The organism is Limnospira platensis NIES-39 (assembly GCF_026000695.1).
GTDB classification, from domain to species: domain Bacteria; phylum Cyanobacteriota; class Cyanobacteriia; order Cyanobacteriales; family Microcoleaceae; genus Limnospira; species Limnospira platensis.
This window is the reverse complement of the sequence record NZ_AP026945.1, coordinates 5,564,798-5,579,567: the sequence shown is the minus strand read 5'-3', so window position 1 is coordinate 5,579,567 and position 14,770 is coordinate 5,564,798. Positions and strand designations below refer to the sequence as shown.

Here is a 14,770-nt window from a genome sequence, read left to right as displayed (position 1 = left end):
TTATTGTTGCTTGTTAACCTTAGCTAAATAGGACAGTAAAAAAATGGGGTTTAACTATTAATTATTTACCCCATTTAAAGATTGCCGAACCCCAGGTTAAACCTGCACCAAATCCGGCTGTAGCAATTATATCACCAGATTGTATTTTTCCCGATCGCACTACTTCATCAAGAGCCAAAGGAATAGAAGCGGCGGAGGTATTACCATAATTAGCGAGGTTACTAATCACCTTATGGGGGGGGATTTTTAGCCTTTGAGCGACAGCATCAAGAATGCGTTGGTTAGCTTGATGAAGGATAAGCCAATCGACATCAGCAGCGGTTAACCCGGAGTGAAATAGAGCTTTTTCGACCACTTCGGGCACTTTTTTAACAGCAAAGCGATAGATATCTTGACCATTCATGGTAATGGGTAGATACTTACCTTGACCGATAGTAATTTGGGGAGTTAAAGCCTTAGCTTCTGGTTGAAAAGCCAGGTTAAGGGAACTATTGAGACTGCCATCACTTTTGAGTTCAAAACCCAATAAATTATCGCGATCGCTCCCTTGTAAAACCACCGCCCCCGCGCCATCTCCAAATAAAATACAAGTGCGGCGGTCAGACCAATCCACCCATCTTGAGAGAATATCCGCCCCCACTAAAAGCACATTTTTATAAACTCCGTTGCGGATAAACTGACTAGCAGTGACCAAGCCAAAAACAAAGCCAGAACAGGCGGCGGTCAAATCAAAAGCCACCGCTCGAGTAGCGCCAATTTTCGCTTGTATTTGACTAGCACTACCAAACAAATCATCAGGGGTAGAAGTAGCCAGAATAATTAAATCAATATCAGTAGGTTGTAAGCCAGCCATAGCGATCGCATTTTCGCAAGCCGATGCCGCCATGTGACTAAGTGTTACCTCTGTAGTCGCCAAGCGCCGTTGACGAATACCTGTGCGGGAACTAATCCACTCATCGGAGGTTTCCACCAGTTGAGAAAGTTGGTTATTATCGAGTAAAACCGACGGAGTAGCCGCGCCACTACCTGTAATAGCTATACCTGTGGTTGTCATTTATCCTTAATTATTTTCTATGAAAGGGGTCAAAGTGTGAGTGGTTAGGGTGCAGGGGGGGGTAAAATCGATAATTGACATTAACAATGATCAATTATTAATTTTACCCAGAGCATATAGCTGATCACCAAATCCGACGATCGCCAGATTATGACTCTTGTTCAATCGCCTGTTTTTGGTGTTTTTGATACTGTAAATTAATGCGTTCTAGCACTTCATTATTAACCGCATCTCGCGCCATGCGAATAGCATTACAAATAGTCGGGGCTTTAGAAGACCCATGACCAATAATGCAAATTCCGGCTACACCCAAAAGTAAAGCTCCCCCATGTTCAACGTGATCAACCCTTTGTTTAAAGCGTTTTAAACTAGGCTTCAGCAGAGTAGCCCCCAGTTGCGATCGCAATCCTGAAGACAACTCCTCCCGCAGCAATTGGAGAACCGCCTCTCCGACTCCTTCGGCAAATTTCAATAGTACATTACCCACAAAGCCATCACAAACTATCACATTAAACTTACCTGTGAGTACATCTCGTCCTTCTGCATTTCCAGCAAAAGAAATCAGAGAATTTTCTTGTAGCATCTGATAAGTCCGCACCGCCAGCTCATCACCCTTAGAAGATTCTTCGCCAATATTGAGTAGTCCCACAGTCGGGTTATCAACACCCAGAACATACTGGCTATAGATGCTTCCCATCACAGCAAACTGTTCTAGGAACTTAGGACGACAATCAACATTGGCCCCCACATCCAGAATCAAAACCGGCGAGGAACGCACCATAGTAGGTAATACAGCACCAATGGCGGGGCGATCGATACCCCGAATGCGTCCCACCCGCAATAGTGCCGAGGCCATCGCCGCCCCAGAGTGACCAGCAGATACAACCGCATCAGCTTTTTTTTGTTTAACCAAATTCATGGCAACATTAATAGAAGCATTAGGCTTGCGTTTAATCGCCCCTAATGGTTCTTCGTGCATTTCGATTGTCCCTTCAGCGGGGACAATTTCTGGCAATGGTGAGTTGCTGTGGTGTTCTTTGAGGGATGCCTCAATCTGCTGAGGATCTCCCACCAGTATGACATCAACCCCAAATTTTTCCTGTGCCATCAGCGCGCCCGCCACTACTTCTGTGGGGGCATGATCTCCACCCATCGCGTCAATTGCAATTCGTGCGCTAGTTAAGCCCATTGACCCAAGTTAGAGAAACCTTGAAGATTTTACCAAAAAACGGGGTTATAACCCTTATCCATAAAGCAAGGGGTTTCGCGCTAAGTGTCTCAGTACGCGATATCCTCTTGCATAAAATCCGGTAATTTCCGGCAGGAGGCGGAAATTACTCCTCACAGAGTCTGCAAGATGCAGGTCCAGGATTAGACCTACGTTAAGGGGGTGATGAAACCCACAGGTGAGCGCCAGCCTGTTGCTCTGTCGTCTATCTTTAAGGAACGACATGAGTGGATTTGTCAGATCGAGTGAGCTAGACGTAAAAAGCCCCTTTAACATGACCGAAGCCAACATTACCCCATCTGGGAGATAGCTTAAATGCCAAATTACCAAAATTACGTTTTTGTGGTTGACACACTGGGGCAACCGTTAAGTCCCACTCATCGGGCCAGGGCCAGAAAGCTTTTGAAGCAGGGTTTGGCTGCAGTGTTTAGGACTTATCCATTTACAATTATCCTCAAGAAAACTGATTCTAATGGTCCGGGAAAATCCTAGAATTGCGGTGTTGATAATTATCTGATTTTTGTTTGACTTTGAGGAAACAGCGGCCGATGTTAGATGTGTTTACTTCTGGGATTATGTCTGTATGGTTGGAGATGGCTGGGATGAATCGCGACCAATTGAATAGGACTTCCCAGCAAATGTGGGAAAGCAGCCTATCGAATATTATCTCTATTGAACGCCCAGATCCTGCGGTAGAGGCGATCGTCCAACAGTATTTGGCGCGTTTATCCAGTCGTGGTATATCCAGCGCCTCTCAGGGGGTATGGATTGAGGCGGGACCTTTTACGGTGGCTAATCATCGGGGGGATATTCCTTTATCGGCAGCTTCGATCACTAAAATAGCTACATCTTTGGCGGCGTTGCAAACCTGGAGTGTTAACCATCAGTTTGAAACCATCATTGGCGCAACTGGTCCCATTGAAAATGGGGTATTGCAAGGGGATTTGGTGATTGTGGGGGGAGGAAATCCCTTTTTTGTCTGGGAAGAGGCTTTTAGTTTGGGATATGCTCTCAATCAGTTGGGTATTCGTCAGGTGCGGGGAAATTTGACGATCGCTGGTAATTTTTCGATGAATTATGAATCGGAACCGCAACTGGTGGGTAATTTACTCCGTCAATCCCTCGATTCCCGGCTGTGGGAGTCAGAAGCAGCTACTCAATATGTCCGTTCAGGGTCCCGGTTGCCAAAACCACAGGTACAAATTTTGGGCTCGGTGCAATATGTCACCTCCCCGCCTAATCTCCAACCCCTAATCCGCCATCGGTCTCTGAGTTTGGCTGAGATTATTAAACAAATGAATATCTACAGTAATAATCCCATCTCGGAAATGTTGGCTGAAACTTTGGGCGGTGCTGAGATGGTGCGACGATTGGCGGCTGAGGCGGCTGGGGTTTCCGTTGATGAAATTCGCCTGATTAATGGTTCTGGTTTGGGTCATGAAAATCAAATTTCTCCTAGGGCTTCCGTGGCTATGTTTATCGCTTTAGATAGACATTTGCGAGATACAGATTTAACTGTGGCGGATTTATTACCCGTTGCGGGACGAGATTTGGGAACTTTGGAATATCGCCGCATTCCTCCACATTCCGCTGTCAAAACTGGCACTTTGTTTGATGTTAGTGCTTTGGCGGGTGCTATCCCTACTCGCGATCGCGGTGTGGTCTGGTTTGCTATTATTAACCGTGCTACAGGTTTGGATGCTTTGCGTGATGACCAGGATTGGTTATTGCAGCAGTTGGTAAATTACTGGGGTGCGTCCGATGTTTTGCCAATTACTTTGACAAATAATCTTGATGGGACTCGTCCGGCTTTGGGGGATCTGGCTAGAATTGATCGGGTTAATTAGCTCGATTTTTCAGATGCTGCTAACAATGCTAATCAATTATGGGATATTATCAAGAACGCGATCGCTCTATTACCAATTACCAAATGTTTGAGTTGGGAAACACTGGGTTGTCTTTTCGTGGTCCCCAACCTCAGACACTCGCTCAGGGTCATTATTTTACCTGTTTAGGAGCCGCACAGACTTTTGGCTGTTTTTGCGATCGCCCCTATCCTAATTTGTTGGCATATTGGCTCAAATTACCAGTTTTGAACTTGGGATATGGGGGGGCTGGTCCTTCTTTCTTTCTGCAAAATTCTCCCTTAATTGATTACATCAATCGCGGTAAGTTTGCCATTGTTCAGGTCATGTCTGGACGCAGTGAAAGTAACTCCCTATTTGATACCGGAGGATTGGAATATATCCGCCGACGTTCTGATGGTAAACAGTTGGGGTCAGAGCCCGCTTATCAGGAGTTATTGGCTACAGGCGATCGCGATTTTGTCAATCAGATTATCGCCGAAACTCGACAAAATTGGGTCAGCAGTTATCAGCTTTTATTGAGCAAAATTAAAGTCCCGAAAATTCTGCTTTGGTTTTCCGAGAGGGAGCCTGATTATCAACTTACATACAATAATATTTATTGTCTATTTGGCAAGTTTCCCCACTTGATAAATGCTCAGGCGATCGCTCAAATCATCCCCTTCGCTAATGATTATATTCAATGTGTTTCTACCCGAGGAATGCCACAACTATTAATTAACCGACTCACCGGATACCCTACCACCCTGAATTTAGCCTATCAGCGCCCGGATTTGGGCGATAAAACCTCTTTTTACAATGATTATTATTTTTCTCCCGAAATGCAACGAGACGCCGCTATATTGCTAAAATCAGCCTGTCAGCAATACCTATATTGACATACTCCCCCCTAGGATTCGGATTGAGGGAGAGGGTAATGTTTGCTGTAATTGATAATTAATTCCCCCGGCTTCCCTAGAAAGGAAAAAGCAGGGGGGGAAAGAGGTAACGAATGGCTGAAACTACCGACACATAATTAACGTATTAGCAGAGATATATCCAGCCACCGGAGTGGTAATTCTAACCCAATTGCGACGCTCACCATCAGGGTCAGGAATTAAGCGATAGTCAGATGCTAATTGTACCCGTTCTCCCGAATCGACACCACCGCGACGAGCAGATGAGCGGGAAGGAGCAGCCCTCACCGCGACACCTTCTGGAGCCGCCTCGCGATCGACTTGACGACAAAGACTCCCTGATGGTCGTGTGGGTGGAGTTTCAGCCAAATCGGTAGAACAGTCCACCAAATTACCGGAACTATTGGGAAAGCCGTTAGAAATAAAACCCCGGACGGGATTAGTGATTTCCACCCAGGAGCGACCACCAGGACCAGTTATTCCCTGTGCATTAGTGGCTAAAGTCACTTGTTGAGCATAGGAAACCTGACCGACGACGGGAGAATTGGGAGTAGGTCGCGCCCGGACTACTAAACCCCGACGTTCAGAAATTTTACGACAGCGATCGCTGGTGGTTTGGGCGATATTAGAGTTAGAGTTAGGCAATATTTGAGCGCGCGCCCCCAATTGTGCAACTGAGAGCATCAACAAAACTATAGCTAACCCAGAAACTGACCGATTAAAGGATTTCCCAACTGCCAAAAACATAAAATCCACACCCACCCTAAGAACCTTTAGAATTGTCGCAGAAAGCGCAGATCACTAGCATAAACCCGCCGAATATCATCCAATTGGTGTAAGACCATAGCAAAGCGTTCTACCCCAAACCCCGCAGCAAATCCAGTATATTTTTGAGGATCATAACCCACAGCTTCGAGAACATTCGGATCGACCATACCACAGCCTAACACCTCCAACCATTTACCCTGCCATTCCAAATCCACCTCAGCGGAGGGTTCTGTAAACGGGAAATAACTAGCGCGGAACCGAATGGGTAGATCACCAAACATTTGACCCAGAAACTCTTTAATAGTGCCTTTGAGGTCTGTAAAACGGAGATTTTCCCCGATCGCTAATAACTCCAGTTGATGAAATACCGCCGCATGGGTAGCATCCACAGTATCGCGACGATAAACCCGACCCGGTGCGACAATGCGAATGGGGGGCTGATGTTGTTCCATGTAGCGAATTTGCACGGAAGAGGTATGAGTCCGTAACAGATTCCCATCAGGTAGGTAGAAGGTATCCTGCATATCCCGCGCCGGGTGGTCTGGGGGGGTGTTTAATGCCTCAAAATTATAGTAGTCGCTCTCCATTTCTGGCCCGGTAGCCACAGTGTAGCCCATACCTACGAAGATATCTAAAGCCCGGTCAATTACGGCATTGAGGGGGTGAATTTTGCCCTGGGGACGATACACAGGGGGCATGGTAACATCTATGGTTTCAGTTTTTAGTTGAGCTTCAATGAGGGCGAGTTCTAGGGCTGTGCGACGCTGGTCGAGTTGAGTTTGCAGGGCTTGTTTAACTTCGTTGGCGATCGCCCCAATACGAGGGCGCGCTTCCGGTTCAAGTTTACCCATTCCCCCCAGAACTTTGGAGAGTTGGCCTTTTTTGCCTAGATAGTTAATCCGCAACTGTTCGAGTCCTGAGAGGGTTTCACAGATGGCGATCGCTCTGTCAGCCTCTTGGCGTAGGGATTCGATTTGGTTTTCTAACGATTGAAGTTCGGTAGTCATTTGAGTGAGAGTACAGATTAGGGGTCGAGAGTGGAGTCGCCTCCATTCCCTCCCATTCAGAACCGTACATGAAAGTTTCCCTTCACACGGCTCCTAGTTTGATTGATCCATTGTTAAGGATACAGCTTTGGCGTTATCTAGTGCCGTTTTATCATCGCGGGTGTGGCGATGTAATAGCTGAAGATTTTTGTATTCATCCTTTCCACCTAGGTTTCGAGGTACAATGTGGTCTACTTCAATTATATCTGATGGGGTAAAGTACTGCCCGCACCATTTACATCTTCCTTTTTGTTTTTTTAGTAGTTTTGCTACCCTGTTTGGCGTGTCGATTGCTTGTCCTTTCCTGGTTGCCCAGTAAGTCCAGTTTCCGTCGTATTGTCTGGCATCAGGGCGTATTAGGGTATGTCTGACAATAGGAGTGTAGTTATGTTTCCATAGTCTAAATCCATCCTTGGTTTGGAATAACCAAGATTCATGTCTTTCTTTCCCATTGCTAAGTTTTACAGTTCCTTTTCGGAAATAGTTTCCTAGCTTCTCGTAATTTGCCTTTCCGCATCTTGATACTGTCCATGCCCTTAACATTAACCAGATTATATAATCTAGTTTATTGAAGGTCTCTGATGAGACTACCGCTGAGTAATAGTTTGACCATCCCCTTATGATTGGGTTTAGTTCGTTTATCAGGGTTGATTGAGGTTCTTTTTTATGTTGTTTGATTACACCTTTAATCACTTCTGTATGAGCTTTAACTGCTTTATTGCTGGGTTTGATATGGGTTTGATGACCAATTAATCGACTGGCTTCCCCACCTGTTTTCCCAGATTTGTATTTTCCGGCTGGATATTGCCTGATGTTGAATCCTAGGAAATCAAACCCTGGTTCCTCAGTCTTGCCTTCGTACTTAATGGGATTAGGTGTGTGACAAATTCGGGTTTTTTCGGGTTTAATTTCTAATCCTACAGGTTCTAACCATTTAGAAATGGCAGTTTTGCACTGTTCAATGATTTCTAGGTCTTTTGAGATGACTACAAAATCATCGGCGTATCGTATTACCGTGGCAAATGGTTTGTTGTTGGTATTATTGGGATACATTTTTTCTATTAACCTAACCATCCCCAACAGTGCGATGTTGGCGAGTATTGGACTTATTACTCCTCCTTGGGGTGTTCCTGTTTCTGTATCCTCGAATACGCCGTTATCTAGCACACCCGCTTTGAGCCATTGTCGCAGGTCTCTTTTCAGGTTGCTTGGGCAATTAATTTTGGACAGTAGGTAATCATGGTTTATTCGGTCAAAACATTTTGCTATGTGTTAGGGGTCGAGAATGGAGTCACCACCATCCCCTCCCATTCAGAACCATACGTGAAAGTTTCCCTTCATACGGCTCCTGGTGTGGATACCCTGTTTTGTCAAAGGAGCAGAATCAACAGACCTGCTTTTTACTTCGATGTTCAGAGCTATATGCAGCACGTAGTCTTTAAACTCGTCCTCGCCATTATACTCTTACTGACCGCAGTATCTATATCCACACCGTGACAATTGGGCATATCCCAACCATGACAATTGGGCTTTAGCTTCTGGTCACATCCTTAGCCCTCTAAGCATGCGCTTACATTTTTCACTACTGCCTTGTGAATAGCATTACTCACTTGTTTATAGGCAGAGCATTAGAGGGGTTAATTAGGGGTCGAGATAAACCTCACGGTCTACCCCTCCCATTCAGCAGCAGAACCGTACATGAGACTTTCACCTCATACGGCTCCTAGTTTGACCGTCTCTTTGTTAAGAGTACAGCAACATCTCTTTCATCAAGAGCTGTTTTATCATCGTGACAATGGCGATGTAATAATTGAAGATTCTTGTATTCATCCTTTCCGCCTTGGCTTCTAGGTACAATGTGGTCTACTTCAATTAAATCTGATGGGGTAAAGAATTGCCCGCACCAGGTACATCTACCTTTTGGTTTTTTGAGTAGTTTTGCTACCCTAATTGGCGTGTCGATTGCTTGTCCTTTCCTGGTGGCCCAGTAAGTCCAATTTCCGTCATAAAGTGTTGCGTCGGGGCGTATTAGGGTGTGTCTGACAATTGGGGTCCAGATGTGTTTGAATAGATGTATCCCATCTTTGGTTTGGAATAGCCAATTTTCGTGTCTTTCTTTCCCATTGCTAAGTTTAATTGTTCCATGTCTGAAATAATTACTTAGCTTTTTGTAACTTGCCTTTCCGCATCTTGATACTGTCCATGCCCTTAACATTTGCCAGATTGTATTATCTAGCTTATTGAAGGTCTCTGTTGAGACTACTGCTGAGTAATAGTTTGCCCATCCTCTTATAATTGGGTTTAGTCTACTTATCAGGGCTGATTGAGGTGCTGTCTTATGTCGTTTAATTACACCTTTTATCACTTCTGTGTGGGCAACAACTGCTTTTTGGCTGGGTTTTATGTGGGTTTTATGTCCGATTAATCGACTCTTATATCCCCCTGTTTTTCCAGACTTGTATTTTCCTACTGGGTATTGCCTGATATTGAATCCGAGAAAATCAAACCCAGGTTCTTCTGTTTTGCCATTATACTCAATAGGTTTGAGTGTGTGACCAATTCGAGTCTTTTCGGGTTTAATCTCTAATCCTACCGGTTTTAACCATTTGGTGATAGCAGTTTGGCACTGTTCAATGATTCCTAGGTCTTTGGAGATGACCACAAAATCATCGGCATATCTTATAAGGTTCACCTGAGTGGCTGTGCCTTTATTTGGATACATTCCTTTAACTAGCCTTTCTACTCCCAACAGTGCGATGTTGGCGAGTATTGGACTTATTACCCCTCCCTGGGGTGTCCCTGCTTCTGTATCCTCAAATACACCGTTATCTAGCACGCCTGCTTTGAGCCATTGTTTCAGGTCTCTTTTTAGGCAGCTTGGACAATGAATTTTGGACAGTAGATAATCATGGTTCACGGTAAGAGCATTTCGCTATATCTGCATCAAGTACATAGTATTGTCCTTGATTTATGGCAGTGTAAATTCTACCAATTGCGTCCTGGGCTGACCGTCCGGGACGGAACCCATAGCTAGTGCCCTCAAATCTTGACTCCCATTCGGGCTCAAGTGCCGACTTAACCAAGGCTTGCCTGGCTCTATCTTGGATTGTGGGAATTCCTATTCCAGCTTTTTTCATCCCTACCAGGTTTTGGAATCCACACCCTTCGCAGTGGTTTTGCTTTGAGGTTTCCTTTGATTTTCTCGGTCATTTCTAGCCTTTGTTTAGGGGATATTGCTATCACACCATCTACTCCAACCGTCTTTTTACCTTGACCCGCTTGGGGGGCGGGTTTATTAAGCTGACTGTTGGGAAGCATGGCTGACCGTGGAACCCGCCCCTACAGTCGCACTGCTAAGAGTCGGGCATAATATGATTTCACCAATAGACGTTGCCACCTTCTTACCTTTGCGTCCTGTCCCGATTTAGCTGCTTGAAATATACTCTTTTGGAGCTTGAAAACTTTCCGTTGAACCTTAGTCCACGGGATGGTCTTCCATGCGTTGTTCGTAGTCTTGATTGGTTTTGATTTCCCAAATCCTTTCTTTAAACTCGCTATCGCCATTTGTACACCTACTTGACTCTATTTCTTTACAATCAAACCGTGACCTGTTAGCATATCCCTACCATTACAGTCGGGCATTGGCTTCTGGTCACATCTCACCCCCTAATGGGCTTGCGCTTACACTTTCACTACTGACTCTCTCTACCAGATTGTCAGAGCCCAAGAGGGGTTAAAACGTTCCGTTTATATGGGCATTCCATCTTTAGATTTGTCCTTTCCACCGGGGTACTTTTAAAGGTCTGTGTAGTTATGACATTGAAGTTCCTACTTTTCCCCTTGCTCTTTTGAGCGCAGCGTATCAACCTGTTTCGCTGCCCAATCATTACGATGGTTCAAGCCGGACATTCGGTTTCCCTAATCATGGATGGTTGGCAGTGGTCTCGATTCTGGTGTTGGGTTACACCTTGGAGCCTTCCGTTCCCCGCTTCAATCCTGGGGTTGTGATTCCCAAAACTGGGGGTGGCTATCGCCGTTACCCTGACTCTCTAACTTCTACTTATCTATTTGTAGAATTTGTATAAGTAATTTGTATGAGTTAGTTGGTTTTGACCTTGGGTTCCCTGCCTTGATTTGTATCGTGGGATACTAATCGTTGGGACATATAAACAGTTATGAGGATGGTCAGGAGAGATCTCCTTATATTCAACCAAGGGGTTTAAGTCCCCACCAGGCGGTTATTTCAGGTATTTCAACCTTATTTTATGCCTGAACGTCTCGCACCAACGTTCCGTTTATACGGGCATTCCATCTTTAGATTTGTCCTTTCCACCGGGGTACTTTAAAGGTCTGTGTAGGTAGTATGACGGAAACACCTACTCTTCCCCTTGCTCTTTTGAACGCAGCGTATCAACCTATTTCGCTGCTCGTGCTTTACGATGGTTCAAGTCGGACATTCGGTCTTCCTAATCATAGATGGTTGGCAGTGGTCGCGTCTTGGTAGTAGGTTCTACCTCACGCCTTCCGTTCCCCGCTTCTATCCTGGAGTTATGATTTCCAAAACTGGGGGTGGCTATCGCCGTTACTCTCTACTCCCTGATTTCTCAGTTCGTTTATGACCTTGAGTTCCCTGCCTTGCTTAGTTACCTAAGCGTCGGGACATATAATCAGTTATGAGGATGCTCAGGAGAGGTCTCCTTATATCCAGATTCGGAGCTGGAATCCTCACCGGGCAGTTATTTCGGGCATTTCAGCCCTATTTCATACCCGAACGTCTCGCACCTGCATCCAGTACATAATATTCACCCTTGTTGATACTTAGGTAAATTCGTGCTATTGCGTCGTGGGCTGACCGTCCGGGACGGAACCCATAGCTTGTGCCTTCAAATCTCGATTCCCATTCAGGTTCGAGAGCCGATTTAACCAAGGCTTGCCTCGCTCTATCTTGGATTGTAGGAATGCCTATTCCAGCTTTTTTCATCCCTTCCAGGTTTTGGTATCCATACTCTCCTAAGTGCTTTTGCTTTAAGGCTTCCCTTAATATTCTCAACAAGTTCCAACCTTTGTCTTGGGGAGATTACTCTCATTCCATCGATTCCAGCCGTTTTCTTGCCTTGACCCGCTTGGGGGGCGGGTTTATTAAGCTGACTGTTGGGAAGCATGGCTGACCGTGGAACCCGCCCCTACAGCCGCACTGCTAAGAGTCTGGCATAATATGATTTCACCAGTAGACGTTGCCACCTTCTTGCCTTTGCGTCCTGTCCCGATTTAGCTGCTTGAAATATCCTCTTTTGGAGCTTGAAAACTTTTCTCTGGACTTTCGCCCATGGAATATGTTTCCATACAAACGCACGTCTTGATTGGTCTTGATTTCTCAAATCCTTTCTTTAAACTCGCTTTCGTCATAGTAACTCCTACTAGACTCTATTCTTTACAATCAAACCGTGACCCGTCTGCATATCCTTATCATTACAATAAGGCGTTGGCTTTTGGTCACATCTCACCCCCTCAAAGGCATTCGCTTACATTTGTCACTTCTAACTATCTCGACCAGATTGTTAGAGCCTTAGAGGGATTACAACGTTCCGTTTATATGGGCATTCCATCTTTAGATTTGTCCTATCCACCGGGGTACTTTTAAAGGTCTGTGTAGGTGCAACATGAAATACCCTACTTTTTCCCTTGTTCTTTTGAACGCAGCGTATCAACCTGTTTCGCTGCTTAATAATGACGATGGTTCAAGCCGGACATTCGGTTTCCCTAATCATGGATGGTTGGCAGTGGTCGCATCTGGTAGTAGGTTATACTTCACGCCTTCCGTTCCCCGCTTCAATCCTGGGGTTATGATTCCCAAAACTGGGGGTGGCTATCGCCGTTACCCTCATCTCCATTCCATTCATTCCTGTTCGGTTTCCCGATTTCTTTCCAGTTCGGTTTTCCGTCCCTTCAATTATTAAGAAATGTTAATAATTATTACGGAGTGTGTTGACCTTGGGTTCCCTGCCTTATCTGTATATTTCTATACAAATGTTGGGACATATAAACAGTTATAGGGATGGTCAGGAGTGCATCCTTGTATTCAGCCGAGGGGCTGAAGTCCCTACCAGACGGTTATTTCAGCATTGCAGCCTATTTACGTCTGAACGTCTCGCACCTATCAATTATTCATTATCATCTTAATTAGTCCGATGCCCAGATATTTAAATGGGCAATAGCCAGATTTTTCCCGGTTAAATATTAGGGGTCGAGATAGACCTCACGGTCTACCCCTCCCATTCAGAACCGTACTTGAGACTTTCACCTCATACGGCTCCTAGTTTGACCGTCTCCTTGTTAAGAGTACAGCAACGTCTCTTTCATCAAGAGCTGTTTTATCATCGTGACAATGGCGATGTAGTAATTGAAGATTCTTGTATTCATCCTTTCCGCCTTGGCTTCTAGGTACAATGTGGTCTACTTCTATTAAGTCTGATGGGGTAAAGAATTGCCCGCACCAGGTACATCTACCTTTTGGTTTTTTGAGTAGTTTTGCTACCCTAATTGGCGTGTCGATTGCTTGTCCTTTCCTGGTTGCCCAGTAAGTCCAGTTTCCGTCGTATGGTGTTGCGTCGGGGAGTATTAGGGTATGTCTGATAATTGGAGTCCAATTGTGATTGAACAGATGTAACCCATCTTTGGTTTGGAACAGCCAATTTTCGTGTCTTTCTTTCCCATTGCTAAGTTTAATTGTTCCATGTCTGAAATATTTACTTAGCTTTTCGTGACTTGCCTTTCCGCATCTTGATACTGTCCATGCCCGTAACATTTGCCAGATTATGAAGTCTAGCTTATTGAAGGTCTCTGTTGAGACTACCGCTGAGTAATAGTTTGCCCATCCTCTTATAATTGGGTTTAGTCTACTTATCAGGGCTGATTGGGGTGCTGTCTTATGTTGTTTAATTACACCCTTAATCACTTCAGTGTGGGCTTTGACTGCTTTTTGGCTGGGTTTGATATGGGTTTTGTGACCGATTAATCGTCTTGCCATTCCCCCCGTTTTCCCAGATTTATATTTTCCTATCGGATATTGCCTGATATTGAATCCTAGAAATTCAAACCCAGGTTCTTCGGTCTTGCCACCATACTCAATAGTTTTGAGTGTATGACAGATTCGAGTCTTTTCAGGTTTTATTTCTAGTCCTACAGGTTTTAGCCATTCAGAAATAGCAGTTTGGCACTGTTCAATGATTCCTAGGTCTTTGGAGATGACCACAAAATCATCGGCATATCTTATAAGGTTCACCTGGGTGGCTGTACCTTTGTTTGGATACATTCCTTTAACTAGCCTTTCCATTCCCAACAGTGCGATGTTGGCGAGTATTGGACTTATTACCCCTCCTTGAGGTGTTCCTGTTTCTGTATCCTCAAATACGCCGTTATCCAGCACCCCCGATTTGAGCCATTGTTTTAGGTCTCTCTTTAGGCTGCTTGAACAATGAATTTTGGACAGTAGGTATTCATGGTTCACGGTAAGAGCATTTTGCTATATCCGCGTCAAGAACATAGTATTGTCCTTGATTTATGGCAATATAAATTCTGCTAATTGCGTCTTGGGCTGACCGTCCAGGACGGAACCCATAGCTCGTGCCTTCAAATCTCGATTCCCATTCAGGTTCGAGAGCCGATTTAACCAAGGCTTGCCTTGCTCTATCTTGGATTGTGGGTATTCCTAGCGGGCGTTTTTCATTTTTACCAGGTTTTGGAATCCAAACCCGTCGCAGTGGTTTTGCTTTGAGGTTTCCCTTAATGTTCTTGACCAGTTCAAACCTTTGTCTTGGAGAGATTACTCTTACTCCATCAACACCGGCTGTTTTCTTGCCTTGACCCGCTTGGGGGGCGGGTTTATTAAGCTGACTGTTGGGAAGCATGGCTGA

16 protein-coding genes and 2 pseudogenes are annotated in these 14,770 nt (G+C 45.0%); 3 read left to right on the top strand and 15 right to left on the bottom strand.

All coding sequences use genetic code 11. The features are described from left to right. Positions 1-61: 61 nt before the first annotated feature. Together N39L_RS27105 and plsX are read right to left on the bottom strand one after the other, a co-directional pair. Complete coding sequence (locus N39L_RS27105) at positions 62-1,054, bottom strand: beta-ketoacyl-ACP synthase III (RefSeq protein ID WP_006617507.1); 993 nt, start codon at positions 1,052-1,054, stop codon at positions 62-64. Between the two features lie 148 nt (positions 1,055-1,202). Beyond that, a complete protein-coding gene (plsX, locus tag N39L_RS27100) occupies positions 1,203-2,243 on the bottom strand; it encodes a phosphate acyltransferase PlsX (protein ID WP_006617506.1) in 1,041 nt (346 codons plus the stop codon). Between the two features lie 354 nt (positions 2,244-2,597). Here plsX and N39L_RS27095 point away from each other — a divergent pair, with 354 nt between their 5' ends. The 3 genes from N39L_RS27095 to N39L_RS27085 are packed head-to-tail and all read left to right on the top strand — an operon-like array spanning position 2,598 to position 5,025. Next, entirely contained in the window at positions 2,598-2,774 is a 177-nt protein-coding gene (locus tag N39L_RS27095; RefSeq protein WP_006617505.1) for an RRXRR domain-containing protein, read from the top strand. Positions 2,775-2,830: 56 nt separating this feature from the next. Further along, positions 2,831-4,129, top strand: coding sequence for a D-alanyl-D-alanine carboxypeptidase (locus N39L_RS27090; protein WP_006617504.1), 1,299 nt, complete (start codon positions 2,831-2,833; stop codon positions 4,127-4,129). A 38-nt stretch (positions 4,130-4,167) separates the two neighbouring features. Further along, positions 4,168-5,025, top strand: coding sequence for a DUF6473 family protein (locus tag N39L_RS27085; protein WP_006617503.1), 858 nt, complete (start codon positions 4,168-4,170; stop codon positions 5,023-5,025). Positions 5,026-5,148: 123 nt separating this feature from the next. Here the strand turns inward: N39L_RS27085 and N39L_RS27080 are convergent, their stop codons facing one another. The 13 genes and pseudogenes from N39L_RS27080 to N39L_RS27020 form a co-directional block, all read right to left on the bottom strand. After that, the gene (locus N39L_RS27080) at positions 5,149-5,790 is read right to left on the bottom strand and encodes an SH3 domain-containing protein (protein WP_006617502.1); all 642 of its coding nucleotides are present in this window, start codon (positions 5,788-5,790) and stop codon (positions 5,149-5,151) included. A gap of 26 nt (positions 5,791-5,816) precedes the next feature. Next, positions 5,817-6,818, bottom strand: a complete 1,002-nt coding sequence (pheS, locus tag N39L_RS27075; protein ID WP_006617501.1) for a phenylalanine--tRNA ligase subunit alpha — start codon at positions 6,816-6,818, stop codon at positions 5,817-5,819. A 93-nt stretch (positions 6,819-6,911) separates the two neighbouring features. Next, a pseudogene (locus N39L_RS27070) lies at positions 6,912-8,126 on the bottom strand (group II intron reverse transcriptase); the annotation flags it as partial. Between the two features lie 149 nt (positions 8,127-8,275). After that, positions 8,276-8,467 (bottom strand): annotated as a pseudogene (locus tag N39L_RS27065) (hypothetical protein). Between the two features lie 113 nt (positions 8,468-8,580). Next, on the bottom strand, positions 8,581-9,774 hold the full coding sequence (locus tag N39L_RS27060) for a group II intron reverse transcriptase (protein WP_014275298.1): 1,194 nt from the start codon (positions 9,772-9,774) through the stop codon (positions 8,581-8,583). Then, positions 9,764-9,994 (bottom strand): reverse transcriptase domain-containing protein, encoded by a 231-nt coding sequence (locus N39L_RS27055; RefSeq protein WP_014275007.1) that lies wholly within the window; start codon positions 9,992-9,994, stop codon positions 9,764-9,766. Before N39L_RS27055 ends, N39L_RS27060 begins: the two co-directional genes overlap by 11 nt. Beyond that, the gene (locus N39L_RS27050; RefSeq protein WP_014275008.1) at positions 9,954-10,175 is read right to left on the bottom strand and encodes a hypothetical protein; all 222 of its coding nucleotides are present in this window, start codon (positions 10,173-10,175) and stop codon (positions 9,954-9,956) included. Before N39L_RS27050 ends, N39L_RS27055 begins: the two co-directional genes overlap by 41 nt. 21 nt (positions 10,176-10,196) lie before the next feature. Further along, on the bottom strand, positions 10,197-10,421 hold the full coding sequence (locus N39L_RS27045) for a reverse transcriptase N-terminal domain-containing protein (RefSeq protein ID WP_014274427.1): 225 nt from the start codon (positions 10,419-10,421) through the stop codon (positions 10,197-10,199). A gap of 1,192 nt (positions 10,422-11,613) precedes the next feature. Then, positions 11,614-11,838, bottom strand: coding sequence for a reverse transcriptase domain-containing protein (locus N39L_RS27040; RefSeq protein WP_014276642.1), 225 nt, complete (start codon positions 11,836-11,838; stop codon positions 11,614-11,616). Further along, positions 11,798-12,019 carry a hypothetical protein gene (locus N39L_RS27035; protein ID WP_014276641.1) on the bottom strand — a complete coding sequence of 74 codons (222 nt, stop codon included), beginning with the start codon at positions 12,017-12,019 and terminating at the stop codon, positions 11,798-11,800. The genes N39L_RS27040 and N39L_RS27035 overlap by 41 nt, the downstream gene beginning before the upstream one ends. Positions 12,020-12,040: 21 nt before the next feature. Continuing rightward, positions 12,041-12,235, bottom strand: coding sequence for a reverse transcriptase N-terminal domain-containing protein (locus N39L_RS27030; RefSeq protein ID WP_014276640.1), 195 nt, complete (start codon positions 12,233-12,235; stop codon positions 12,041-12,043). 935 nt (positions 12,236-13,170) lie between these two features. Further along, positions 13,171-14,364, bottom strand: coding sequence for a group II intron reverse transcriptase (locus tag N39L_RS27025; RefSeq protein ID WP_014276919.1), 1,194 nt, complete (start codon positions 14,362-14,364; stop codon positions 13,171-13,173). After that, entirely contained in the window at positions 14,354-14,764 is a 411-nt protein-coding gene (locus tag N39L_RS27020; protein ID WP_014276918.1) for a reverse transcriptase domain-containing protein, read from the bottom strand. The genes N39L_RS27025 and N39L_RS27020 overlap by 11 nt, the downstream gene beginning before the upstream one ends. Between the last annotated feature and the right edge of the window lie 6 nt (positions 14,765-14,770).

Coding starts and splice junctions, on each gene's coding strand:
- N39L_RS27105 (WP_006617507.1), bottom strand. CDS start 1,054: ATGACAACCACAGGTATAGCTATTACAGGTAGTGGCGCGGCTACTCCG.
- plsX (WP_006617506.1), bottom strand. CDS start 2,243: ATGGGCTTAACTAGCGCACGAATTGCAATTGACGCGATGGGTGGAGAT.
- N39L_RS27095 (WP_006617505.1), top strand. CDS start 2,598: ATGCCAAATTACCAAAATTACGTTTTTGTGGTTGACACACTGGGGCAA.
- N39L_RS27090 (WP_006617504.1), top strand. CDS start 2,831: ATGTTAGATGTGTTTACTTCTGGGATTATGTCTGTATGGTTGGAGATG.
- N39L_RS27085 (WP_006617503.1), top strand. CDS start 4,168: ATGGGATATTATCAAGAACGCGATCGCTCTATTACCAATTACCAAATG.
- N39L_RS27080 (WP_006617502.1), bottom strand. CDS start 5,790: ATGTTTTTGGCAGTTGGGAAATCCTTTAATCGGTCAGTTTCTGGGTTA.
- pheS (WP_006617501.1), bottom strand. CDS start 6,818: ATGACTACCGAACTTCAATCGTTAGAAAACCAAATCGAATCCCTACGC.
- N39L_RS27055 (WP_014275007.1), bottom strand. CDS start 9,994: ATGAAAAAAGCTGGAATAGGAATTCCCACAATCCAAGATAGAGCCAGG.
- N39L_RS27050 (WP_014275008.1), bottom strand. CDS start 10,175: ATGCTTCCCAACAGTCAGCTTAATAAACCCGCCCCCCAAGCGGGTCAA.
- N39L_RS27045 (WP_014274427.1), bottom strand. CDS start 10,421: ATGGCGATAGCGAGTTTAAAGAAAGGATTTGGGAAATCAAAACCAATC.
- N39L_RS27040 (WP_014276642.1), bottom strand. CDS start 11,838: ATGAAAAAAGCTGGAATAGGCATTCCTACAATCCAAGATAGAGCGAGG.
- N39L_RS27035 (WP_014276641.1), bottom strand. CDS start 12,019: ATGCTTCCCAACAGTCAGCTTAATAAACCCGCCCCCCAAGCGGGTCAA.
- N39L_RS27020 (WP_014276918.1), bottom strand. CDS start 14,764: ATGCTTCCCAACAGTCAGCTTAATAAACCCGCCCCCCAAGCGGGTCAA.